The 24,236-nt window shown below is 73.4% G+C and carries 13 protein-coding genes; 6 read left to right on the top strand and 7 right to left on the bottom strand.

What is annotated here, in order from left to right:
- Positions 1-13 precede the first annotated feature (13 nt).
- The 3 genes from WME75_RS05205 to WME75_RS05195 all read right to left on the bottom strand — a co-directional run bounded on the left by WME75_RS05205 (position 14) and on the right by WME75_RS05195 (position 4,113).
- Entirely contained in the window at positions 14-1,138 is a 1,125-nt protein-coding gene (locus tag WME75_RS05205) for a glycosyltransferase family 2 protein (protein WP_437486997.1), read from the bottom strand.
- Between the two features lie 93 nt (positions 1,139-1,231).
- Positions 1,232-3,565, bottom strand: a complete 2,334-nt coding sequence (locus WME75_RS05200) for a peptidylprolyl isomerase (protein ID WP_437486996.1) — start codon at positions 3,563-3,565, stop codon at positions 1,232-1,234.
- A 2-nt stretch (positions 3,566-3,567) separates the two neighbouring features.
- Positions 3,568-4,113 (bottom strand): YdcF family protein, encoded by a 546-nt coding sequence (locus tag WME75_RS05195; RefSeq protein ID WP_437486995.1) that lies wholly within the window; start codon positions 4,111-4,113, stop codon positions 3,568-3,570.
- Positions 4,114-4,562: 449 nt separating this feature from the next.
- Here WME75_RS05195 and WME75_RS05190 point away from each other — a divergent pair, with 449 nt between their 5' ends.
- Positions 4,563-5,396, top strand: coding sequence for an MBL fold metallo-hydrolase (locus WME75_RS05190; RefSeq protein ID WP_437486994.1), 834 nt, complete (start codon positions 4,563-4,565; stop codon positions 5,394-5,396).
- 102 nt (positions 5,397-5,498) lie between these two features.
- On the opposite strand, the gene WME75_RS05185 is transcribed toward WME75_RS05190, so the two are convergent.
- The gene (locus WME75_RS05185) at positions 5,499-6,335 is read right to left on the bottom strand and encodes a sigma-70 family RNA polymerase sigma factor (RefSeq protein ID WP_437486993.1); all 837 of its coding nucleotides are present in this window, start codon (positions 6,333-6,335) and stop codon (positions 5,499-5,501) included.
- Positions 6,336-6,706: 371 nt separating this feature from the next.
- Here WME75_RS05185 and WME75_RS05180 point away from each other — a divergent pair, with 371 nt between their 5' ends.
- Positions 6,707-8,590 carry a S41 family peptidase gene (locus tag WME75_RS05180; RefSeq protein WP_437486992.1) on the top strand — a complete coding sequence of 628 codons (1,884 nt, stop codon included), beginning with the start codon at positions 6,707-6,709 and terminating at the stop codon, positions 8,588-8,590.
- A 6-nt stretch (positions 8,591-8,596) separates the two neighbouring features.
- Here WME75_RS05180 and WME75_RS05175 read toward each other — a convergent pair whose 3' ends face one another.
- The 3 genes from WME75_RS05175 to WME75_RS05165 form a co-directional block, all read right to left on the bottom strand.
- The gene (locus WME75_RS05175; RefSeq protein WP_437486991.1) at positions 8,597-12,799 is read right to left on the bottom strand and encodes a DnaJ domain-containing protein; all 4,203 of its coding nucleotides are present in this window, start codon (positions 12,797-12,799) and stop codon (positions 8,597-8,599) included.
- The gene (locus WME75_RS05170; RefSeq protein WP_437486990.1) at positions 12,796-15,621 is read right to left on the bottom strand and encodes a protein kinase domain-containing protein; all 2,826 of its coding nucleotides are present in this window, start codon (positions 15,619-15,621) and stop codon (positions 12,796-12,798) included. The genes WME75_RS05175 and WME75_RS05170 overlap by 4 nt, the downstream gene beginning before the upstream one ends.
- A 316-nt stretch (positions 15,622-15,937) precedes the next feature.
- Entirely contained in the window at positions 15,938-16,753 is an 816-nt protein-coding gene (locus WME75_RS05165; RefSeq protein WP_437486989.1) for an N-formylglutamate amidohydrolase, read from the bottom strand.
- Positions 16,754-16,989: 236 nt separating this feature from the next.
- Between WME75_RS05165 and WME75_RS05160 the strand changes: the two genes are divergently transcribed.
- From WME75_RS05160 to WME75_RS05145, 4 genes are all read left to right on the top strand, one after another.
- Positions 16,990-17,967 carry a hypothetical protein gene (locus tag WME75_RS05160; protein WP_437486988.1) on the top strand — a complete coding sequence of 326 codons (978 nt, stop codon included), beginning with the start codon at positions 16,990-16,992 and terminating at the stop codon, positions 17,965-17,967.
- Between the two features lie 122 nt (positions 17,968-18,089).
- Positions 18,090-20,528, top strand: a complete 2,439-nt coding sequence (locus WME75_RS05155; protein WP_437486987.1) for a type VI secretion system Vgr family protein — start codon at positions 18,090-18,092, stop codon at positions 20,526-20,528.
- 8 nt (positions 20,529-20,536) lie between these two features.
- On the top strand, positions 20,537-23,176 hold the full coding sequence (locus tag WME75_RS05150; RefSeq protein WP_437486986.1) for a DUF2169 family type VI secretion system accessory protein: 2,640 nt from the start codon (positions 20,537-20,539) through the stop codon (positions 23,174-23,176).
- Entirely contained in the window at positions 23,173-24,234 is a 1,062-nt protein-coding gene (locus tag WME75_RS05145; protein WP_437486985.1) for a pentapeptide repeat-containing protein, read from the top strand. Before WME75_RS05150 ends, WME75_RS05145 begins: the two co-directional genes overlap by 4 nt.
- The last annotated feature ends 2 nt before the right edge of the window (positions 24,235-24,236 follow it).

Raw genomic sequence — 24,236 nt, 5'->3', positions numbered from 1 at the left:
TCGCGCGCCGCGCTTACCACGTGACCTTCTGCGAGCCGCGGACGAAGCGCCAGAGACCCACCACGGCCGCCGCGTTGAGGACCACGAAGGTGCGCGCGAGCGAGCCGAGCTTGCCCGCGGCGCCCCCGAGCGCCGCGAGCAGGTAGAACGCCGCCTGGCCCCCGAACATCGCGCGCGTCGCGTAGAGCGTCCACGAGACATCGCCGCTGGCCTCGGCGCCGATCCACGCGGCGGTCGACGCGATCAGCAGCGCGACGAGCGCCCAGGGGCACACGAGGCGAAGCAGCTTGTGAGAGAAGATCTCGAACCACGACGGGTTCCTGAACGGGACGAGCAGCGCCGGGAGCAGCGAGAAGAGCTGGTAGTTGCCCGCCAGGGTGCGCACCTTGCGGCCGAACTCGCGCTCGTCGCCGAAGGCGTCGTCGTACGCGATCGCGTCCTGCGCGAAGAGGATGGAGCGGCCCTCGAGCCGGAGCCGCATCGGCACCCACATATCGTCGAGGATGACGCCCTCCGGGAGCTGGCTCATGTCGGCGCGCCGGATGGCGTAGATGGGACCGGTCACCCCCACCATGCTCCTGAACCTCCCCTCCTGGAGGCGGATCCAGTTCTCGTAACGCCAGTACGCCCCCGAGCCCGCCGAGCCCTTCAGGACCAGGTTGCCGGAGACGCAGCCCGCGTTGGGATCGGCCAGGAGCCGCATGAGCGCGCGCAGCGCCCCGGGCACGAGCGGCTGGCGGATGTCCGTCATCAGCAGCACCTCGCCCGTCGCGACCCCGAGCATCGTGTTCACGCCGATCGGCTTGCCGCGCCGCGCCTCGTTGACGATCACCTTCACCCGGGGGTCGCGCTCCGCCAGCTGCCGGGCCACGAGCACCGTGTCGTCGGTCGAGCCGTCGGAGTAGAGCAGGACCTCCAGCTTGTCCCTCGGATAGTCGAGCGCGAAGAGGCTCTCGACCTTCGCCTGGAGATACGACGCCGCATTGTAGACGGGGATACACGCCGTCACGGTGGGGACGTAGCCCGGATCCTCCCTCCGCTGCGCAGGCCAGAGGCGCGCCAGGATGCCGATCACGATCGGGTACCCGAAGTACGTGTACACGAGCACCGCGACGGCCAGAAAGGAGGCAATGACCACGCTAAACTGTAAAGCGCCGGTCGGGGGCGGTTGTCAATCGACATGGATGAGCGCCGCCGCGACCCAGCGGCTCGCGTCTCCCGCGCGCCGCGATCAGTCCCGCACCTTCACGCTCCGGACGACGTCCCCATCCACGAGCGCAGCCCACGGCCCGGCGGCGACGCCGACCGCCGCGTACTGGCCGTCGAGGTGCGGCGCGCGAGCGTGCATGACGAAGAGCTGGCTCGATCCGGTGTCGCGGCCGGCGAGGGCCACGCCGACGCGCAGCGGCTCGAACGGGACGGGCGACGTCTCGCAGCGGAGCGCCGGCCTGCCGGGCGGACCGCCGGCGCCGTCGCCGAACGGAGCGCCGAACTGGGTGACGAAGCCGGGCACCACGCGATGGACGATCTTGCCGTCGTAGTAGCCGGAGCGCGCGAGATCGATGAAGCGGGTCACCGCGACCGGCGCGAGCGCGGGGTCGAGCGTCATCGTGAGCTCGCCGGCGTCCGTGTCGAAGGTCAGCACCGCCGGAGCGCGCACGAGCGCGGAGGCCTCGGCCGGCAGCTCGCCGGCCGGCGGCGCGATGGCCGGCCGCCCCGCGTCGCCCGGCAGCCCGGAGTCGCACGCGATCTTGCGGCCCCGGAGCACGCCGAGCGCCGTCCCCGCGCGCGCCCGCGTCGTGGGGTAGCTCGATCGGCAGAGATCCTCCAGGCGAGCCTCGGCCGGCTTGAGCGCGAGCGCCCCCACGGCGTCGATGACCGCGCCGATGAGCTCCGGATCGTCGCGCACGCCAGGGCGATCGAGCAGCGAGAGCAGCGCGCCCTCGATCGCCGGCGACGTGACCGCGGCGGGCGCGTCCTTGTCGTCGCGGCGCCGCTTGCGCTTCCGCTTCCCCTGCCCCGGCGCCTCCGACGCGCGCTGGGGCTGCCGCGCGATGACCGCCGCCGCCGCGGCGACGAGGCCCGGCTCCTCCGCGGCGAGCGCCTTCGCGAGCAGGTCGGGCGCACCGGCGATCTCCTCGTGCGAGGCGATGAGCTCGATCGCGGCCTCCCGCGCGCGCAGCTCGCCCGACTCGGCGTAGGCGCGGAGCGCGGCGAGCCGCGCGCCCGTGATCGCCCCGCGGCCGATCACCTCGACGACCGCCCGGGCGCCGATCGAGCCGCGCACCGGCGCGGCGGCGTCCGGCTTGCTCGCCGGATCCGCCGGCGCCGTGACGTCGCAGCCGAGGAGCAACGGTTCGCGGTGGTTCGCGCCCGCGAGGAGCCTGGCCGCGCCGCAGCGGAGCCACGCGACGCGACGGAGGATCGCCGCGGGCGCGCTCGGCGGCGGCGGCAGGGCGGCGAGCTCGCGGAGCGGCTTGCGCGCGGCGCCTGCAGATCCGAGCGCGTCGAGGGCGGTGAGCAGGACGCCGAAGTCCTCGCTCACGAGGCCCGTGAGCGCGATCGGGTCCGCGCTCGGGACGAGCGCGGCGAGCGCGTCGGCGAGCGCGCGCTGGCCGGGCGCGCCGAGCCGCTTGAGCGCGCGCGCGGCCTCGGCGCGCTCGCTCGCGGTGAACACGCCCTTCGTGCCGAGCACGCGCGCGAGCTCGGAGGCGGCCGCCTCCCCTGCCCGGCCGAGCGCGCGCACCGCGAAGAGCCGCGCGTCGCCCGCCTCCGCGAGCCGCGCGGTCGCGACGTCGCGGATGCGGGGGATGACCGTGAGCGGGACGTGCTCGAGCCGCCCGATCGGGTAGAGCGCCTCCGGGACCGGCGGGCTGGCCGCGCTGCCCGAGGCGAGGTTGAGCAGCGCGACGAGCGTCTCCTCGCGCAGCTTGAGCTTGATCGCGGCGAGGTCGCCGAGCGCGTACGCCGCGTGGATCGCGCGCTCGCGCGGCCCCTCGAGCCACGCGACAAGCGTCGGCTCCGACGCCTCGGCGCCGCACCGCCCGATGGCGCGGGCGAGCGCGCCGCCCGCGTCGAGCGGCGGCGCTCCCGCGGAGGCGCCGCCGCTCGCGGCAGCGGCGGCGCTCGGCGCGGCCGTCGTGCCCGGGCGGGCGTCGCGGGCGAGAGCGCGCGCGACGAGCGCCGAGACCGTCTCGCCCTCGTGGCCCTTGCACGAGAACCCGAGCCCGTAGGCGGCCCACGCGACAACCTCGTCGTCCTCGTCGGCGAGCGCGCGCCCGAGCCCGGGCCGCGCCGCGTCGCCGCCGATGCGCGCGAGCGCCCGCGCGGCGGCGCGCCGCACGTCGACGTCGCGGCTCTGCTGGGCTGTGGGGCTCACCTCCAGGGCGGCGCGGCGCTGCTCGGCGGCGAGGAGGGCGTCGAACCGCGCCTGCGCCCCGGCGCTCGTGGCCGGAGCCGCCGCGGAGCTCCCCGCGTCCGGCGCGGGGCCGGGCGCCGGTTGCCCGGTGCAGGCCGCGAGGGACAGGGGCAGCGCGAGGAGAAAGGAGGAGCGCCTGCTCGGCATGATCACGTTTCACCCCGGCGCGCGCGGTCGAGCAGCCAGGCGGCGCTCTCGCAGAGGATCCGCCGGCGGCGCATCGCGCGCGCGTCGAGCCACATCGAGACCACCTCGTGACCGCGCTGCCACGCGCGCGCAACCACCGACGCGCTCACGTGCGGCGCCGGCAGCGCGCAGGCGTCGATCCCGACCTCGCGGAAGTTCTGGAGAGCCCTCGTCATGTGCCAGGGGCAGGTGACGATCGCCGCCCGCCGCGCGCCCATGCGGCGCAGGAGGGCCGCGCTGAAGATCGCGTTCTCGTGCGTCGTCAGCGACCAGAGGTCCTGCAGGATCGCGTGCGCCGGGACGCCGGCGCGCCGCAGCTCGGCGGAGAGCACGCGCGCCTCGATCTGCGCGCCCCAGCGGCGCCCGCCGCTGGCGATCACCCACGGCGCGACCCCGTCGCGGTAGGCCTGCGCCGCGCGCGCCGCGCGGCGTGCGCCGGGGGCCGCCGGGCGCCCGGACGGGAGCATCCTGCAGCCGAGGACGACGATGGCGTCCGCGTGGAGCGGCATGCGCCCGACCATAGCCCATCGGCCGTGGCCGTCGCGCATCTGCTGCGCGGTGGCGTCCTTCCCGCCGGACGCCAGGTCGCCGCCGCCCCCGCCGCCGCCGCGACCTCCCGCCGCCGCGCCTCCACCGCCCCGCCGCCGCGCCCTCCCGCGCCGCCGTCCCCGGGCCGAGCCGTGGCCGCCTGCCAGGGGGGCTGCCGCGCCACCGCAGCCCGCGCCCCTCCGGCGCCCCCCCGCCTCCGCCTTCGCGGCCCTTCCGCCGCTGCCGCGGGCCTGCCGCTGCCCTGCGACCTACCCCGCAACTACATTGGCGCCGTGCCCCTGCTCCCCCGGCCAGGTCACCACGTCTGCGACCTTCCTTGCTCCCGGTGCACCAGGCAGCTTGACGCTGCCCGCGCTCGGAATCTAATAGCTCTACCTTGAAACGGGCGGGGTTCAGCGAGCGAGGCAGGATGCGGATCAAGATGTGGGGGGTTCGCGGAAGCATCCCCACGCCCGGTGCAGGCACGGTCGAAGTAGGCGGCAACACGAGCTGCTATGAGATTCGTGCCGGCGAGACGCTGGTCATCCTCGATGGCGGGACGGGGCTCCGTCTCCTCGGCCAGGACCTGGTCAAGGAGATGCCCTTCGAAGCCTGGATGTTCTTCAGTCACGTGCACTGGGATCACATCCAGGGCTTCCCCTTCTTCACCCCCGCGTTCGTGCGCGGGAACAAGATCCATCTGTACGGCGGCCTCAACGTCTCCCGGACGCTCGAGGAGACGCTCGCCGGGCAGATGGACTACCCGAGCTTCCCGGTGCACCTCACGGAGATGGGCGCGGCGATGACCTTCCGCGATCTCTACGAGGGCGAGGTCGTCACGATCGGCCCGAACGACGACGTGCGCGTGACCAACGCGCGCGGCAACCATCCGAACGGCGTGTACGCGTACCGCGTCGAGCACGAGGGGAAGGTCGTCGTGTACATCACCGACTCCGAGCACTACGCCATCGTCGATCCGAAGCTGAAGAAGCTCGCGATGGGCGCCGACGTGCTGATCTTCGACGCCATGTACACGCCCGAGGAGTACGCGGGCGAGGTCGGCGGCGGTCCGAAGACGGGCTGGGGCCACGCCACGTTCGTCGCGGGCTGCCAGCTCGCGAAGGAGGCGGGCGCCAAGCAGCTCGTCCTGCACCACCACGACCCCAACCAGACCGACGCCATGGTGCGCGAGAAAGAAATGCGCGCCCGCGAGCTCTTCCCGAACACCATCGCCGCCCGCGAAGGCACGGTCATCGAGATCTAGCGCCCCGCCGGGCTCGTGGCGCGCCCCCCTCGGCGCGCCGCGGTCGGCGACGGCTCGCCTACCCGAGCGCGCGCCGTCCAGGCCGCGGAGCGCTGCGCCGCCTCACGCGCTCTTCGCCAGCGGCGCAACGGGCTCGCGGGTGATCTCCTCGATGCGCGCGCGCATCCGCTTCTTCGCGCGCTCCTCGATCTGACGCACGCGCTCCTTGCTGACGCCGAAGTCGGCGCCGAGCTGCTCGAGCGTCACGGGGCTGTCGGTCAGCCAGCGCTGGCTCATGATGCGGCGCTCGCGGGGCGACAGCTCGCTCACGACCTGGAGCAGCGCGCGCGAGAGCTGCTCGCGCTCGTCGGCGGCGCAGGCCTCCTCCTCCGGCGTGTGCGAGCTCGACGCGAGCCGCTCCACCGGCGCCACACCGTCGTCGCTCGGAGAGCGCTCCAGGCTGACGTCGCGCGCCATGAGCAGCGGCAGCAGCTCGGTCGCCCGCTCCTCCGACAGGCCGCTCAGCTCCGCCAGCACCGCCGGGTCCTTCTCGTGCGTCTTGCGGTAGATGCGCAGCGCGCGGCGCTCGCTCTTCGACGAGCCGAGGCGCACGATCCGGTACCCCCGCGCCACGTGCTCGCGGATCTCCGCCCGGATCCAGTAGGCCGCGTAGGTCGCCAGGCGGCAGCCGCGGTCCGGATCGAAGCGCTCCGCGGCCTTCAGGAGGCCGATGTTCCCCTCCTGCACGATGTCCTCCATCGGGAGCCCCCACCGGCGGTACTCGAGCGCGATCGTCATGACGAAGGGCAGGCACGCCTCGATGAGGCGCCGGCCAGCATCCCGGTCGCCGGCTCGCCAGCGGAACGCGAGCTCCCGCTCGGCCTCTGGGCTCAGGGTGGCGTGGTTCGCGAGCTCCGTACGATAAGCCGAGAATGCCGCACGATCCCAGGTGATGCTCATGGTCTCTTCGTTCTCCGCCGCGCGCGCCGATCAAGGAGGCCTTGGGTTGGGAGACCCCTGCAAGCCGGTGGGCGGCACCGGGCCAGATGCAGGCGCGATGCCGGGATAAACCCTACAAAATCGCCTTTTTTTGCGCTGGAATGCGCAACGTGTTCGGATCTCCCGAGGGACGCGAAAGCTTTGCGGGAAAGCGGAGGAGCACGAATGCGCGGCGCTGAGCCCAGATCCACGGCGCGCGAGCGGCGAATGAGAACGGGGCGTGGCTTCCAGGTTTCGGGCGTGGACAGCGCCCGCCGCGCTCCGCGAGCGCGCGCCCCGATCGCCGCGGTCGCCTCTGCCCCCGCCGCCCGCGCCATGATATTCGGAGAGCCGTGAGGACACGCGTCGCGAGCTCCGTCGCGTGCATCGCCGCAAGCCTTGCGGCGCTCGCCTTGCTCTCGCGCGAGGCGGAGACGCCCCTCGCGAAGGCGCGGCGCGGGCTGGCTCGGCCCCTGCTCCACGCCATCGCGCCCGACGACGAGGAGATCGACGGCGCCGGCTGCGATCCGAACGCCCTCGACCGCGGCATCGCGGTGCCGACCGGGGCGCCGACCTCGCTCGGCTGCGAGCAGGCGCGCGCCATCGTCGCCCAGGCCCGCACCACGCTGGCCGCTCCGCCGCTCCGCGTCGATCCCGCAAAGTTTGCCGAGGCGACCTCCGACTGGCTCGATCCGCACGGGCTCTGGTCGGTCGCGCCCGACGCGCCCGTGGGGGCCTCGCTGGGGCGGGAAGCTGCCGCGCTCCTCGCCGAGCTGCAGGCGCCCGTGGGCAGCGGGCCGTGCTCGGCGGCGCTGCGCGTGGGCGAGGAGCTCTCCCGGTGGTCGCGCGAGCTCGATGGGCTCTTCGACGAGGGCTACCGGCGCGGGCTGGCCAGCCCGCCCGCGACCTCGGCCCAGGCGTGGGAGCTGATCTCCGCGGCGCCGTTCGAGGACGGCGAGGTGACGCGGAGCGCCCGGGATCTCGCGCGCGAGCTCGGTCGGGAGGTCGGCGGGCTGCGCGCGCGCTTCGGAGAGCCGCTCGCCCGCTACGCCGACGCCGTGCGCGAGCGCGCGGCGCCCTCGCTGAGCGAGGACGGCTGGGCGCGCACGGTGATCGCGGCCGCGGTGCGCGCCTACGTGCCCCAGCTGGACGCCCACGGCGCCTGGGCGCCGCTCGAGGAGGAGGTCTCCATCTACGACCTCGACCTCGAGGCGCGCCCGCCGGCCCGGCTCTGGCAGGAGATGACGCGCACCGCGATCGGGGTGCGCATCGACCGCGGCGCGCTCGCGCCGCTCGCGGACGGCGACGTGGTGATCCGGATCCAGGATCTGCCGATCTCCGGCATGAGCGTCGAGCAAGCCGAGCAGCTCGCCGTGCTGGCCGACGTGCGCCCCGGGACGACCGCGCGCGTGGCGCTGCTCCGGCGCGGCGCCGCGGCGCCCCTCGAGCTGGCCGTGGCGCCGCACCCGATCGGACCGCAGCCGGCGGAGCCCGCGCCGGCCTCGCTGCCGCTCGATCTCGTGCGGTTCGGCGACGGCAAGGTCGCGGTGATCACCATCCCCGACGTCCCCGACGACCTCGGCGATCGGGTGGCGGCGGCGCTCCTCCTCGCGCGCGCGCAGAGCGACACGCGGGGCGTGATGCTCGACGTGCGCGCGAACGGCGGCGGCTCGACCGACGGGGCGATCGCCGCGCTCGGGCTGTTCCTGCCGGGCGTGCCGCTGTTCCCGATGCGGCGCCGCGACGGCGGCGTCGAGGTGGAGCGCTCGCCCGACGTGCCCGAGGGGCGCGGGTGGAGCGGGCCGCTCGCGGTGCTCGTCGACGGCGACTCCGCGAGCGCGGCGGAGATGATCGCCGGCGCGATCGGCAGCTACCGGCGCGGCGTGGTCATCGGCGATCGCACCTACGGCAAGGGGTGCGCCCAGGAGTACCTCGACGACGACGCCCACGTCGGCGTCCTGCGCCTCACCACGCTGCTCTACGCGCTCCCCGACGGCGCGCCGGTGCAGAAGGTCGGCATCGTGCCGCAGGTGCAGCTCTCGCTGCCGGCGACGAACGAGCGGGAGGCGCGCGTGGACCGGGCGCTCGGCCCGTGGCGCGGCCCCGACGTGCGCGATCTGCACCGCGTGCGCGAGGTGCCGTGGTCGGCGCACGCGGGGCGGGTGGGGCCCTGCCGCGACGAGACGGTCTGCCGCGCGCTGCGGTCGCTCGGCGCGGTCCGGGCGGCGGCGCGCTGACGCGCGTCAGCGCTTCCAGAACTTGCCGAGGAGGCCGCCCGCGGGCGTCGGGTCGGTGCTCGCGCGGCTGCGCATCTCCTGCACGCGCACCTCGCGGATGGCGTCGAGGTTCTTCGGGTTGATCTCGGCCGCCAGGCGGAAATCGCGGCTCGCCCGGTCGACCCGCCCCGTGCGCTTGAGGAGCATGCCGCGGTAGAAGAGCGCCCGCTCGTAGCGGGGCTCCTTCCCCAGGACGACGTCCAGCGTCTCGATCAGGTCGTCGTAGTGCGCGCTCGTGGCCCCCTCCGCGAACGCGGGCGGCTCGCCGCGCCGCTGCGCCTGGATCCAGACGAGCAACGTCATGTACTCGGGCTGCTCCGGGTCGGCGTTCAGCGCGCGCCGCGCGCGGATCTCGGCGCCCACGAGGTCGTTCTTCTTGAGCAGGATCTCGGCCTTCTGGAAATCGAGCGCGGCGTCGACGACGCGGGCGATCTTCTCGTCGTCCTCCGCGGGGACCGCGGCCTCCTTCGGCGCCTGCATGTACTCGGCGCGCCGCTTCGGATCGCTCAGCGTCTGGTAGGCCTCGCTGATGCGGGCGAACACGCGCGCGACGAGCGGCTTGACGTCCTGGAGCTCCGCCGGCGTCCGGTCGGGGTGCCACTGCTTGGCGAGCGCAAAGTAGACGCCCTGCACGCGCTCAGGAGGGGTGTCCTCCGCGACGCCGAGCATCTGGAAGAAGCTCTCGCCGTCGATCGCGGCGGCGCGCGCCTCGATCTCGGCGCGGCGCGCGGCGAGCTCGGGGCTCGGCGCGGCGCGCGGCAGCGGCGGGAGATCGGGCGGGGGCGCCGCGGGCCCCTGCGGCCGCGCGGGCTCCGGGGCGCGCGCCGGCGGAGGCGACGTCGACCCGGCGCGCCCCGCCCCCCGCGCGGCCCTGCCCTCCTGGCCGACGGCCGCCATCTTGACGGTGGGCGCCTGCGGCTGCGGCGGCTGCGCGCGGGCGCCGGCAAAGGACGGCACGGGGGGCTGCTTCGGCCCCTTCGGATCCGCGCCGCGGGGCGCGCCGCCCGGATCGCCGCCGGACGCGCGCGGATCGAACGGCGCCGCGGGACGCGGGATCGGCGCGCCGCGGCCGTCCAGCGCCCCGGACGGGGGCGGCACGGTCGAGCGGCGCGGGACGAGCGGCTCGGCGAACGGCGCTCCCGGCCGCCTGCTGGACGGCGCCGGGGGGGCCTCGGTCTGCCGCGGCGAGGCGCGGCCGTCGGCCTCGCCGCGCGCCGGGCGCGGCCCGGGCATCGTCGAGCCCGAGGTGGGGCGCGGCGACCGCGCCGCCGCGCCGGCCGGCTCGCGCTGGGGGGCCTGGCCCGCGTCGGCCGGGACGGCGCCGGCGGCCCGCTCCCGGCCAGATCCACCGGACCCGCCGAGCCCCACAGGGCGACGGCCCGGCGCGCCGAGATCGAGGTGCCGCGTGATCGCGAGCGCGTAGATCGTCAGCCGCACGACGCGCTCCTGCGCGACGCCGGCCCCGAGGAGCTCGGCGAGCGTCATGCGCCGCGTCCGCAGCAGGTCGACGACGGCCGCCTCGTCGCGGTGGAGCTGGAACCGCTTCATCTCGGCCTCGACGTGCAGGCCGAGCTGCCGGCTCTGGATCCGGTCGAGGGTCGCGTCGATCAGCGGATCGTCGGCGTGGAGCCGGACGCCCGCCGCGATCACCGCGAGCGGCTCGCATCCGATGAGCTCCGGACCGCCGTAGGACGACAGCAGGTTCTGGCCGTCGTAGTAGGCGTACCGCGTCTCGGGCGGGAGATCGTAGAGCGCGACGAGCTTGCGCACGAGCTGCTCGCGCAGCACGGCGTAGACCGTCTCCCGGTCGAGCAGGCCCCGGGAGACGAGCAGCCGGCCGTGCAGCACCCGCCGCTTCGTGATGTCCCGGAGCGTCTCCCGGAGCGTCGCCTCGTCGAGGAGGCCGAGATCGAGGATCACCCGGTCGAGCGGGGCGATGATCGTCCCGGTCCAGATCTTGGCCGGCACGCCGTCGCTGAAGAAGATGCCGTGGCGGACGCCCCCCGGGTCGATGAAGCACGTGGTGCCGGTGAGGCGCCGGTCGAGCATGTACACGAGCAGGTGGACGAGCGGCGTGCGCGCGAGCGCGCCCTCCGCGGTCGGCGTCTCGCCCGGCAGCGACAGCACCGCGATGGGGCCGGCCATGGCCGAGGGAGGCAGGTCCGACACCGGGGTGCGCTCGCGCCGCGGTGACGGCTCTCCCCAGCCGCGGGGGCGCAGCGCGAGCGGCCGCGCGCTCTCCTCGGGAACCTCGTCTGGATCGCTGTCTGTCTGCACCGACCACGACTCCTCTCCGTGAGCGCCCGGCGGGGGCGAGTACCGGTCCGCCGCCGCGGCGGGCTCCTGCTGCTGCGGTGGATCCGGCCAGCGCGCCGTGGTGCGCCCGGGCCGCAACGTCGGCGAGCGCTTGCCGGACGGCGCCGGCGGCAGGTCCGCGAGCATCCTGGCCTCTTCGCCGCCGTCGCCGGCCGGCGCCGCCGGCGCAGCCTCGGCCGGCGAGGCGGGGCCGCGGCCGGCGTCGCTGGACCGCGGCTGCGTCCTCCGGCTCCCCGGCGAGCTGGTCACCGGCAGCGTGGGCGACGAGGGCCGCGTGATCTGCTGCGGCGGCGGCATGCGCAGGCTGGCGAGCGGCGACGCCGGCGCGGAGCGGATGGGCGGCTCCGCCGCGATCGCCGGCGACCGGAGCGACGCCTCCTGGACGGCCGCGTGGGCGCGCATCGACGCGGCGGCGGGGTCGTCGCTGGTCGCGACGATCCGGCGGATGTGCCGCGTCGGCTCGCCCTGGCGAGGCCGCTCGGCGAGATCGACCTCGAGCGCGCGCGCGGCGATAGGACCGCCCGACGCGTCGAGGACCAGGCGGACGCGCGGCTGCGAGTAGCGGGCCGGGTGCGCCGGCGTCTGCACCACCAGCGCGACCTCGCCGGTCGAGAGCTCCACGAGCGTGCCGGTCGGAAAGATCCCGAGCGCGCCGACGAGCAGCCGCAGCACCGTGCGGTCCGCCGGATCGGTCGCCTCCTGCTCGAGCTTGGCGATCGCCTCGTCGGCGGAGAGCGGCGTCTCGCCCGGCGCGGGCGTCAGGAGATCGTTGAAGGCGCGGGCGGTCGCGAGGATGCGCGCCTGCAGCGTCGGCTGGCGGAGGCCGCGGTACACCGGGCCGAGCGCCGCCTGGCGGCGCACCCAGTGCGCCTCGTAGGCCACCACGGTGCGCATGACGCTGGGCTCGTTGACGAGGCCGAGCGCGGTCAGCACGACCGCCGTCCCCGCGGGGACGTCCGCCTCCTGCTGCTCGCTCAGCTGCGGGACGAGCCCGCCCGCGCCGCTCCCCGCGGCGCCGGTGAGCCGCGGCCGCGCGATGTCGAAGAGCAGCGCCGCCATCGAGAGCCGCTGCAGGAGGACGACGTCGCCCGTGATCTGCCGGGCCATCGCGAGGCTCAGGATCGCGGTGTTCACCGCGCGCCCGGCGTCGTCGTGGTTCTGGTTGCGGAGCGCGGTGACGCCCAGGAAGGCCGGCGTCTCGTTCGCGGAGAGGTCGACGAGGCGCTGCGTGATGCGTTTGACGCCCTGCCGCAGGGTGTAGCGGCCGTGCCGGAGGTCGTCGTAGAACCGGCGGAGGATCACGATCGCCGTCGCGTAGGTCCGCACGATCGCCGAGGTCTCGTCGCCCTCGCGATCGGCCGCCACCTCGCGGCGGAGGACCGCCTCGTCCACGGCGCGCAGGCGGACGCGCGGCGCCGGGCGGTCCGCGAGCGCCGGCTTGGCGCTCCGGAGGGCCTCGGCGAGCGCGGAGGCGAGCGCGTAGAGATCGCTCGCGCGGACGTCCTTCGCGACCCCGATCTCGGAGTAGCCGCAGCGGCTCAGGACGTCGCCGAGCTCGAGCGCGCCCTCGTAGACGGCGCGGTTCGCCTTGAGGAGCTGCCCGGAGACGAAGACCGCGCCGCGGGTGAACAGGATGGAGACGTTGTGGCCGGAGCGCTGGCCGAAGTCCTGGATCAGCGAGACCGTCTCCTCGACCTGCCGCACCATCGCCTGGTTGTCGATGGCGTGCAGCGTCGAGAGCTTCACCAGCCGGAAGAGGGCCTGCACGACGCTGGCGGCGAGATCGCGCGCCTGCTCGCGCCGGATGTTCTCGGACACGTTCTGGCTGATGACGTCGACCTGGGGAGCGGTCACGGGAGATCTCCGGCCGTCGAGATCCGCTTGCCGAGGCGCGCGGCGATCGCCTCGGCGGCGGCGCTCGCGGCGTCGCGCAGCGCCTGGCTGTTCCAGGGCCGCCGCTTCGAGGCCGCGAGCGCGGCGTCGAGCGCCTCCTGCGAGCTCGCCTCGCGGCCGAGCAGCTCCGCCGAGAGGCAGCGGGTCTGCTCCGCGGCGTCGTCGGCGAGCAGGCCATGCCGCTGGAGCAGCTCGACGGCGATCGACTCGCCGCGCGCCGGGTTCAGCGTGTAGAGCGCGCCGAGGAACTCGCGCCGCTCGTCGAGGGCGAGCTGATGGAACGAGCCGTCCTGCACGCGGCGGACGAGCAGCGGGCCGGCCGCGCGGACCTGGTGGTGCGCCAGCGTGCGGAGCGCCGCGACGCGCACCTCGGGCGGCGCCGCCTCGGCGAGCGAGAGCAGCTCGTCCCGGATCTGCTCGGGGCTCGCCGCGAGGTGGGCGATCGCCTCGCAGCGGAGCGCCGCGTTCGCGCACCCGGAGAGCCGCTTCAGCGCGCCGAGGGCGCCCTGCGTCCGCGACGCGGCGAACATCTTGAGGATCGGACGGGCGACGTCGAGATCGAGCGTCATGAGCGCGTCGACGACCCCCTCCTCGTGCCCGGGCAGCGTCCGCTCGAAGTAGCCGAGGAGCGCGCGGCGCAGGGGCTCGTGGCCGATGTGCCCGACGACCTCCATGGCGACGGGCAGGGTGTCGCTGCCGAGCTTGTGCAGGACGGGCGCGAGGCGCTGCGCGACGAGATCGAGATCCACGGGGGCGGGCTGCGCCGCGGCGCCGGGGGTGCCCGTCATGACGACGCGCGTCGCCTCGCGGAGGAGCAGCCGCACCGTGTCGGGCGGGAACATGCCCCGGGCGAGCTCCGTCGCGAGCGCGCCGCCCTGCTGCCTGGGCGCGAGCGCGTCGAGCGCCTTCTCGACCGCGTCGTGCATCGCGAAGAGCATGTCGAAGCGGCGCGCGAGGATGAGATCGCGCGCCGAGGCGGCCATCGGCTCGGTCACGAGCGCGACGTCCTGGTAGCGCTTCGCGTTCAGGAAGGCGTCCGCCACGATCTCGACGAAGCGCTCGCTCCAGCGGTCCGGGCCGAGCACGAGCTGCGTGCCGAGCGCGCGCTGCGCGACCGGGTCGAGGGCGAGCGCGCTCGCGGCGCGGCGCGCCGCGCGCAGCGCGGCCGCGTCGGTGTCGATCACCATCGCGGCCGCCTCGGCGCGGTTCGCCTTCTCCTCGGCGGCGCGCCGGGCCATGCCCTCGAGGTCGTCGGCCTCGTGCCAGAACTGCTCGCGATCGGCCGCGTCGCCCTCGGCGAAGACGCTCACCACGTCGTAGCGCACGTGCTCGAGGCGGCGCTCCCACAGCGCGGCCGCGACGTCGTCCTCGGGGGCGAGGTCGCGCAGCGGGTCGAGCAGCAGCACCTCGCAGAACGAGCGCAGCTCTTCCTCCGTGATGCCCGGCAGCAGCTGGACGCGCCGCACGCCGGCCGCGAAGAGGTTGTACGGGACCAGGTCGAGCGGGTGCGGCGGCTCCCACACCGTCCGCCCGCGGTGCTCGAAGGCGTACGGCGTCAGCGCCCAGTGGACGAGGCTCCCGTCCGCGCGCAGCGCCTCCACGATGGCCTGGAAGGTCGCGCGGAGCTTGTTGTCCGCGTCCGGATGGCGAAAGCCGTAGTGGCGCACCGCGGGGAGCAGCCGCTCCACGCGGCGGAACACCTCGGCGAGCCGCGTGACCGCGGGATCGTCCGGCTCCGCGTCCCCCGGCTCCTCCTGGGGCGCGGGCTCCTCCGGCGGCCGCATCCCGACGGCCGTGGGCGAGTCGTCCGGCGGGGGGCGCCGCGTGCTCTGCGGCTCCGGGCGGCGCGGGGCGGACGCGCCGGTCTCCTCGAGGATGCGCAGCACCTCCTGCCGCATCTGCGCGGCCGAGTCGTGGCGGTTGCGCCGGTCCCAGGCGAGCGCCTTGTCGACGAGGCCGATGACCGAGGCGGGCAGCTCGGGCGCGATCCGCGCGAGCGACGGCGCCGGCGTCGTCGCGGCGAGGATGAACGCCTCGTTGTCCGAGCGCCCCTGGTGGAGGCGCTGGCCGCTGAGCACGGCGTACAGGGTCGCGCCGATCGAGAAGAGATCCGCCCGCCCGTCGACCCCCTCGGTCAGCCCCATCGCCTGCTCCGGCGCCATGAACGAGGGGGTGCCGAGCGCGGTGCCCGCCTTGGTCTTGTCGCCGGGCGCGCCGCGCAGCCTCGCCACGCCGAAGTCGAGCAGCTTCACCACGTTGTCCTTCGTGACGAAGATGTTCGCGGGCTTCAGGTCGCGGTGGACGATGCCTTCCCCGTGGAAGCTCTCCAGCGTCTCGAGCACCTCCCCGGCGATCCAGAGCGCCTCGGCGACGGGGAGCTTCCGGCTCTTGCGCTTCCAGAGCTGCTGCACGGTCTCACCGTCGAGCAGCTCCATCACGAGGAACGGCTCGTCCTGCTCGGTGATGTCGTCGTCGAGGATCGCGACCCGGCCGGGGTGATCGATCTTGTTGGCGACGTACCCCTCGCGCAGGAACCGCTCGCGGATGCCGACGTCCCGCGCGAACTCGGCGTGGAGGATCTTCAGCGCGGCGCGCGAGCCGTTCCGGTGGGTCGCGGCGTACACGGACGCCATGCCGCCCACGCCGAGGAGCGCGTCGATCCGCCACTTGCTCTTGAGGGTCATCCCGACGCGGGCGCGCGCCCGCTGCTTCTCGTCCGGCGCGTCCGAGACCTCCGAGGGAGGAGGGATGACGGACTCGGGGATGACGCCACGTGAGGTCATTCGGCCACCAGAAGGCGGGAAATCGTATCACCTCCGGGCCCTCGCCAGGTTCCGGATTTCGGGGGCAGGCAGTGCGCCTTACCGTTTCCTGGCGCCCGGCGGGCGCAGGGCGATCGCCGGTACGGGAGCTCGTTCCGCCCGCCAGGAGCCCGGCGAGGGAGGCGATGAAGCGCCGCGCGGGCGGCGATGGCGTCCGCGCGCACGGCGCCGGTCGCCGAGCGCCGCGCCGCGCGATGGCGCGCCTCGCAGGTCGACGAAGCTTCGTCCGGTGCCATCGCGACGCCTGCCAACACGACGTCCTGCGCACGGAGGAGCGTCAAGAGGCGCCGAGCGCCAGCTCCATGGCCAGCGCGTCCACCAGCGAGCGCAGCACCTCCGCCATCCGCGCCACGCGGTCCGGGTCGAGCACCGGGCGGCGCCGATCGCCCGGCGCGCACACGAGCGCCCTGGCCAGCTCGATCTGGATCGCGTCGATGTCGGGCGCGGCGTGGCGGACGACGGAGTAGCCGCCCGGAAACGGCGCCTCGATTCCGACGGACAGCCCATGGTCCCGCGCCGCGCGCGCCAGGGCGTCGCGCACCGCCGGGCGCGCGCATCGGCCGTTTCGGGTCCCGAGCACGACGTCCGCCGCGTCCTTCAGACCTCCGTCGGGGTACGTGTGGACCGCGAGGAGGGCGGCGCGACCGTGGCGCGCGCACGACGCCGCGAGCTCGGCGGCGACGGCGTCGTGGTACGGCTCGAAGACCTCTGCGAGGAGCTCGTCGACCTCGGCGCGCGATCGCCGGCGCTCCCACCACGTGACGCCGGCGCACGAGAAGCGGCGCACGTCGCCGAGCCCCGGCGGGCGCTTGTCTTCATAGGGAGTCGGCACGCGCGGCTCCACGTTGAGATCGATCACATAACGACTCGCCGTGGCGACGACGCGCCGCACGCCTCTGGCCTCGAGCCCCTCGCACACGGCGGCGGCGCCCACGTCGGAGTCGGCCCAGGGCGCGCCCGCCTCGAGCGCGATCGACGGGAGGCCGAGGCCCCGCGCGGTGAGCGGATCGAGCCCGAGGCCCGCGTGGGGGACCTCGACCACGACGGGGCCGGGCGCACCGGGGCCCAGGATTTCGAAGTGCGGAGCGGTCATCGTGCCAAGGGCCGGATTTCGCCGAAGGACGCGTCATCGCAAGGGGCGAGCGTGTGATGCGCGTGGCGCATGCGGCAGGAGGATACACCGGTCCGGCGAGCGCACCTCCACCGCGGAGGAGAGCCCTTCGAGCCCGCCCACCCCCGAGCCGCTACCCCGACGATCGCCGGCGGCAACCCCCGCCCCCCTTGACGTCGCGCGGGAGGGCTGGCGAAACTCATAGGTCGGCGGTCCTCGTGGATAAGTGTGATGCCCCCATAAGCGACGAGTCGTCCCTCGCCCAGGCCCTCGCGAAGCTCAACGAGGCCATGCGCCCGAGCCTCGGCGGCCGCACCGACCCGGCGCGGCGCCGGGGCGCCCAGCGTCTCGCTCAGCTCGCGCGTTGTGAGGACGAGGATCTGCCCGCGTTCGCGAAACGGCACATGCCCGGGCGCACCGTCGAGGAATCCGGGCTCCGCTCGGCCCGGGACCTCTTGCTGGCGATCGGCGGCATCGCGGACATGGAGGAGGGCGGCCCCGACGCATGGGCGGCGCTCGCCGAGGTGAACCGGATCCTGGAGCGCCGCCTGGCCGAGGCGAAGGAGGCGGCGCTGAAGCGCAAGGCCGAGGCGGAAGAAGCGGCCGCGGGCCCGCCGCCGCACGTCGCGCCGATGCTCTCCCAACGGATGCCAGCGCCGCTCGCCTCGCCGACGCCCCCGCTGGCGGACGCCACGCTGCCGCCCACGCGTCTGCCGCCCGCGCCAGGCGCGCTGCCTTTCGCGTCCACGACGAGCCCGCTCCCGTTCGCGGCGAGGGCGGGGTGGGACCGTCCCACTCCGCCGTCCTCGGCGCCTCGGTACGATTCGGTGCTGCCGTTCCGCCCCCCTCCATCGCCGGCCGTAGCTCCGCGCGAGGAGCGCGCCTCGATGGCTCCCGAGCTCGCATCGTGGCGCGCTCCGCCCCAGCCCGCCTGGGCAGCACCGTCCTCGGGCCCGGGCGCTGCCGCCAGCATCCCCCCGCTTACTTTGGAGCAGTATGCGGGGATGGTGGTGGCCTGCGAGCTCTATCCTCTCCATGCGCAGAGCACCCAGAGTCGATATGGGGTGAGGACCCCCGACGAACGGGCGGCGCTCGACCGCTTCTGGCACGCGCGGCTCTCGGCCGATCCGGTGCTCGCCGAGCACTGGGAGCGCATGCGGGAGAACGCGCGGAGGTACTTCCGCCAAGCCCCCTGACCGCCGGCCCCACGATCTCGCTGGCGTGCCGCCGGGGTACGGGCGCGGCGCGAGCGGTTGACACGGAACGAGGCCCGGCCGAGACTCTCCGTTCGCACTCCCCGCGTCGCAAGAGGCAAGACATGCCCACCGCGCTCTACTCGCTCACGTGCTCGAAGCTCGACAACGTCACGTTCGCCGGGTTCCGCGGCAAGGAGGAGATCTCCCGGCCGTACGAGATCGAGCTGTTCTTCACCGTCCCGGTTGGCACGGCCGTCCATGCCGCGGTCGGCGAGCGGGCCAAGCTCACGATCCGCCGCGGCGACGACACGGCCCCGATCGTGTTCCACGGCGTGATCGCGGAGACACGGCTGCTCCACCAGACAGCCGAGCGCGCCCTGTACCGGGCGCTGCTCGTTCCCAAGCTCTGGATGCTTCGTCACTTCTGGCGGAGCTTCATCTTCACCGACAAGACGGTGGACGAGCTCCTGACCGACACGCTGAAGGCCGGCGGCCTGATCACCAGCGAGTTCCGGTTCTCCGCCGTCGACACGTACCCGAAGGAGGAGTTCGTCGCGCAGTACCGCGAGACCCTACTCGACTTCTTCCACCGGTGGTGCGAGCGCGAGGGCCTCTACTATTATTTCGAGCAGAGCGACGACAAGCCGAGCGAGGTCCTCGTCATCGTGGACAACCGCGAGCTCAACGACGACTTCCCGGGCGGCGGCCACGTAAAGTACACGCCGATCCTGGGCGACGACGTCACGGCGCCGCCCGGGCTGCATTCGATGGAGGCCGACGTGCGGTGGCTCCCGAAGACGGTCACCATCGCCGACTACAACTACGCGAACCCGTCGGCCTCCGTGAAGAGCGACAGCGACGTGACCGAGCGCGGGATCGGGACGATCCGGGAGTACGGCGCTCGCGTGTTCGGCGAGAGCGACGCCAAGCACATCGCGACGGTCCGTGCCGAATCCATCGGCTGCCGCGAGCGCACGCTCCGCGCGGCGGGCAGCGCTCTCGGGCCGCGGGCAGGCTACCGTTTCACCATCGACGACGGACCGGACGACCTCGAAGAGAGCTGGCTCGCCGTGGAGGTGGAGCACGAGGGCTCCCAGGCGGGCGCGACGCCCGAGGTGGTCCGCATGACCGGCATCAAGGGCTCCGAGACGTACAGGATGAAGCTCTTCGCCGTGCCCGCGAGCGAACAGTACCGTGCGCCGCAGTCCACTCCGTGGCCGCGGATCTACGGCTTCGAGAACGGGGTCGTCAGCGGCCCGTCCGACAGCCCTTATGCCCAGATCGACGCCGACGGCCGGTACCTCGTCCGGTTCGAGTTCGACACGAGCGATCTCCCCGACGCGCAGGTGTCGACGCGCGTCCGGATGCTCCAGCCGCACGGCGGAGAGAACGAGGGTTTCCACTTTCCCCTGCGCAAGGGCACCGAGGTGATGGTCGGCTTCCTCGGCGGCGACCCGGACCGGCCGTTCATCGCGGGCGTCGTGCCCAACGCGCACAAGCCGAGCGTCGTCAAGGAGCGCAACCGCACGCAGAACGTGATTCGCACGGGCAGCAGCAACCAGATCGTGATGGAGGATGAGAAGGGCAAGGAGTTCATCTTCATCCAGTCCCCGAACAAGAGGACGGGCATCTACCTCGGCCATCCCTCCGGCGATCAATCGAGGATCTTCACGGGGGAAGGCGACCAGCCGACGAGCTGGTACTTCACGAACCCCGGAGCCGCAGCGAGCGGCGACACGAACGCGGGGAGCGACGTCGGCGTGAGCCTCTGGCAAACCACCGACGGCAACTCGGGCCTCTTCGTCGGCGGAGACTCCTGGGTCAACGTCTGGGGAACACAGAACTGGTTCGTGTACGGCGCCGTATCGCACGGTTACCTGTCGACGTTCACGCTCGACATCGGCGCCGACTCGAACGAGAAGTACCATGCCCGTCGGAATACGGAGATCACCTCCGGCCGGAGCGACAAGGTCATGGGTGGTGGCATGGTGCAGGAGATCCACGGCGGGCTGACCCAGACGATCGAGCCTGGAGGGAAGTCGACGGTCACCGGCGGATGGGAGCACAACGTGACGGCGACGAACACCGACCACTACGGGACGTGGGTGTCCAATATCGACAACGGGTGGACGGCGACCGTCGGACAAGCCATCTCGGTCACCAGCACGGGCGCGAGCATCGAGATCAAGGCCCCCGCCGGGAACGTCGACGTGAAGGGCCTCGGGGGCCACGTCAACCTCCAGGGCTCGGCGAGCATCGAGCTCACGGCGCCCAAGGTGACGGTCAATGGCACCGACGTGCAGGTGAAGAGCACCAAGTGGTTCGACTGGTACACCCACAAGGGCGCCGCGGGCATCCTCAAGCTGGACGAAGCCGCGGTCTATCAGTCCGCCTATGGCCTGAAGATCGACACCGTCGGGATCAAGATCGAGAACGAGGGCTGCAAGAAGATCACGGGCGGGATGTTCGTGCGCGCGTACGCCATGTCGAAGAAGACTTCCCTGTTCAGCCTCTCCGACTACGCGATCGGAATCTGGAACGGCGCGTTCAAGAAGGAGTAACTACGCCGGTGAAGGTCTGCAAGCCGCTCAAGATCCCGATCCTGACGCGAGTGGTCGAGCACCTGCGGAGACCCCAGTTCCACGTCGCCGCGATCATCGGCTTCCCCCTGGACCGCCCGCGGGCGCTCATCGACGAGTTCGCGTTCTGGCCGGCGGTCACCCCCGATCTCGGGATCGCCGCGCTCGACGAGGGGATCTCCAAGGCTCGCGGGGAGCTGCTCGTCGCCGGACGCTGCTGCACCCCCGGCGGCCGGCCCCTGACGGCGTCGCACGTCCGGGCCAAGGTGGGCGCGATCGACAAGAAGCTCATGGTGATGGGCGATCGCCACCGGCAGCTCGGCTTCGCCACGGAGCCGAAGCCCTTCGCGGAGATGCCCGTCGACTGGGCGCACGCCTACGGCGGCAAGGAGTATCCGCGGAACCCCTACGGCATCGGCGCGGAGGACATCGAACGCGACGGCAAACGCGTGCGACCGCTGCCCAACATCGAGCCGTTCGGCGGTCTCCTCGGCTCGAACAGCGACCAGCCGGACTCCCTCGCGCCGATGGACATGAGCTTCGCGCCGCGGCGCGCGCGGGCAGGGACCTTCGGGCGCGACTACGTCGAAAAATACGCGCCGGGCCTGCCCTCCGACCACGCTCCCACCGTGTACAACGCTGCGCCCGAGGACCAGTGGATCCCCGGCTTCTGGCGGGGCGACGAGCGCTTCCTGGTGGAGAACATGAACCCGTCGAGCCCTCGGATCGAGGGAGCGCTGCCGGGCCTCGGGGCGCGGGCGTTCGTGACCCATCGAACGGCGGACGGCGAGCGCTTCGTCGAGATCGGCCTTCGCTGCGACACGGTCTGGCTGTTCCCCACGGCCAGGATCGGCGCCCTGATCCTCCACGGCTGGAGGCTCGTCGCCGACGACGACGCGCGCGACATCGTCCACCTCGTCGTCGCATGCGAGGAGCCCTCCGCGCCGCGGCCCATCGAGCACTACCAGCAGGCCCTCGTGCGCAGGCTCGACAAGGACAAGGGGTCGCTGAACGATCTGAGCGACAGCGACCTCATGCCCACGCGCGCGTCCGGCGTGGTCGCCAACATGGACCTCGGGGCGATAGGCCAGTGGCTGAAGCCTGGGCAGATCGCGATGCAGAACGAGCGGCGTGGCGCCGAGCGCCGGCGCCAGGAGCGCGTGGCCCAGTTCGAGGCGCAGGGGATCGATCCTGCGCTGTACGGTCTCGCCGAGCCGCTCCCGGCCGTCGCGCTCCCGCCGACGGACGACCTCGACGCCATGGCGGAGTACCTCCTCACGATCGAAGCGCAAGTGGCCGAGGAGGAGGTGAAGGCAAAGCAGGCCTTCGAGAACCTGAAGGAGGAGCAGCGGGCGGCGATGGGCGCCGACGGCTTCGACCCGGCCACGGAGCAAGGCGAGATCACCGGCGGTCCACCGACGTTCCGCGCGGAGGCGCACCTTCGACAACAAGCCGAGCTCGCGAGCATCGCGCGGACGGCCGGCGAGCCGGACGTCGAGCTCGAGGCGAAGCTCGCGAGCCCCGCGTTTCACGAAGAGCTCCTCCGGCTCGAGGAGCTGACTCGCGCGGGGTACCAGCAAACAGCCCACCTCGCGCCCGCGGCTCCACCGATGACGGAGGAGGCGGTCGAGCTTGCGCGCGCGTTGCTCCGGGTGGCGCGGGACGCAGGCGAACCCCTCGCGGACCGCGACCTCACCGGCGCCGACTTTCGCGGGATGGACCTCACCGGCATGGACTTCTCGCGGGCGTTCCTCGAGGGCGCCGATCTGCGCGACGCCGACCTCTCGGGCGCCAACTTCGAAGGCGCCGTGCTCGCCAGGGCCGACCTGCGCGGCGCGAGCCTCAAAGGCACGCGACTCGCCGGCGCCAATCTCGGCGCCGCGAACCTCGAGAGGGCCTCCTTCGAGGGCGCCGATCTGTCGCAAGCCGTCCTCATGGGCGCGCGCGTCGAGGGCGCGAGCTTCGCCCGCGCCACGCTCACGGGCGCCGACGTGCTTGAGACGAGGTGGATCGGCGTGGACCTCGCGGGAGCACGGCTCGACAAGTGCACCTTCCTCAGGGCCGATTTCACGGGCTCGAGCGTCGCGGCCGCGCACCTCGTGCAGACGACGTTCATCGAGTGCCAGCTCGATCGCACGGACTTCTCGGGCGCTGACCTCCAGCGCGCCTGCTTCGTCACCTGCAAGGGGGAGGACGCCCGCTTCGTCCGTGCCCGCATGAGCGAGGCGGTGATCGGTCATATGAGCGAGCTCCCGCGCGCCGACTTCACCGACGCCGTGATGGAGAAGTGCTGCCTGCGGACGACCGCGCTGCGCGGCGCGAAGTTCGTCGCCGCCAAGATGGTGATGGCCGATCTGTCGGAGTGCGACGCGAGCGCGGCCACCTTCGATCGGGCGCTCCTGAGCAGCGCGCTCTTGATCCGGGCACGGCTCGACGGCGCGTCGCTGCGCGGCGTGAACCTGACCGAGGCGATCCTGTCGAAGTCCAGTCTGGCCGGCGCTGATTTCACGGGCGCCCAGCTCACACGCGCGGACTTCAGCCGCGCCATCGGCGACCGCGACACGCGCTTCGCCGACGCCGTCGTGAAGTTCACTCGCTTCGACCGAGGGGGAACGAGGCCCGCGCCGTGAACCGCAACGAGCTCATCGACATCATCCGCCACGGCACGGTGGTCCAGGGGGACATCTCGGGGCTCGACCTCTCGGGCGCCGACCTCTCGGGCGGCGTCTTCGACCGCGTGCGCTTTCCCGCGCGGATGGCCGGCGCGCAGCTCAAGGAGGCGAGCCTCAACGAGTGCGACCTGTCCGCGTGCGACTTCTCCGGCAGTGACCTGCACATGACGACGGTCTTCCGCAGCAAGCTCGACGCCGTCAGCTTCTCGCGCGCGAAGCTGATCTGCGCGACCTTCGTCGAGTCGCCGGCGCCTGGCTCGAGCTTCGCGGGGTGCGAGGCGCCGCTCGCCACCTGGACGAATTGCGCACTTTCGGGCAGCTCGTTCGAAGGAGCCAACCTCGATCGCGCCAACGTGCTCGAGTGCGGCCTTGACCGGACGGACTTCCGGCGTGCCAACCTCGACCGCGGGACCTACTACAAGCTAGACCTCGCGACGGCGCTGCTCGACGGCGCCAATCTCACGCTCACCACGTTCGTCGAGTCGAGCCTCGGAGCCCGCTCCTTCGCGGGCACGAAGCTCTTTCGAACGCAGTTCATGCGCGGCAGCGTGGCCGGATCGAGCTTCGCGGGGTGCGACGCGACCCAGTGCAACTTCACGGCCGTCGACGTCGGGGGCTGCGACTTCTCGGCGGCCGTGCTGACCCAAGCGCTCTTCGGCGAGGCGCGCGGCGCCAAGGTCAAGTTCACGCGCGCGAAGCTCCGGAGCGCCATCTTCGAGCGCGCGAACCTGCCCGGCGCGGACTTCGCGGACGTCGACCTGACGGAGGCTTACCTGGCGAAAGGGGCGTTTCCGGGCGCGCGCTTCGTCGGCGCGACGCTCAGCTACGCCGACTTCTCCCATTGCCAGTTGAACGGCGCGGACTTCAGCAGGGCTTCGATGTTTCGCACGAAGCTGCACCGCGCGGCGCGCGACGGCGCGGTGATCCCGGGCGGCGACTGGCTCGGTGACGACGCCGAGGTCGCCGCGCTCGAGGACTGGAAGGCGCGCCACGGGGCCGATCGGACGGCCCGCTGATC

It is taken from the genome of Sorangium sp. So ce1014 (genome assembly GCF_051521505.1).
Taxonomy (GTDB): domain Bacteria; phylum Myxococcota_A; class Polyangia; order Polyangiales; family Polyangiaceae; genus Sorangium.
The sequence above is the reverse complement of the archived record's forward strand: the minus strand, read 5'-3'. Positions and strand labels throughout refer to the sequence as shown.

Excerpts from the sequence above, each read along its gene's own strand:
- WME75_RS05195 (WP_437486995.1), bottom strand. The coding sequence starts at position 4,113 with ATGCCGCTCCACGCGGACGCCATCGTCGTCCTCGGCTGCAGGATGCTC.
- WME75_RS05185 (WP_437486993.1), bottom strand. The coding sequence starts at position 6,335 with ATGAGCATCACCTGGGATCGTGCGGCATTCTCGGCTTATCGTACGGAG.
- WME75_RS05190 (WP_437486994.1), top strand. The coding sequence starts at position 4,563 with ATGCGGATCAAGATGTGGGGGGTTCGCGGAAGCATCCCCACGCCCGGT.
- WME75_RS05200 (WP_437486996.1), bottom strand. The coding sequence starts at position 3,565 with ATGCCGAGCAGGCGCTCCTCCTTTCTCCTCGCGCTGCCCCTGTCCCTC.
- WME75_RS05165 (WP_437486989.1), bottom strand. The coding sequence starts at position 16,753 with ATGACCGCTCCGCACTTCGAAATCCTGGGCCCCGGTGCGCCCGGCCCC.
- WME75_RS05155 (WP_437486987.1), top strand. The coding sequence starts at position 18,090 with ATGCCCACCGCGCTCTACTCGCTCACGTGCTCGAAGCTCGACAACGTC.
- WME75_RS05170 (WP_437486990.1), bottom strand. The coding sequence starts at position 15,621 with ATGACCTCACGTGGCGTCATCCCCGAGTCCGTCATCCCTCCTCCCTCG.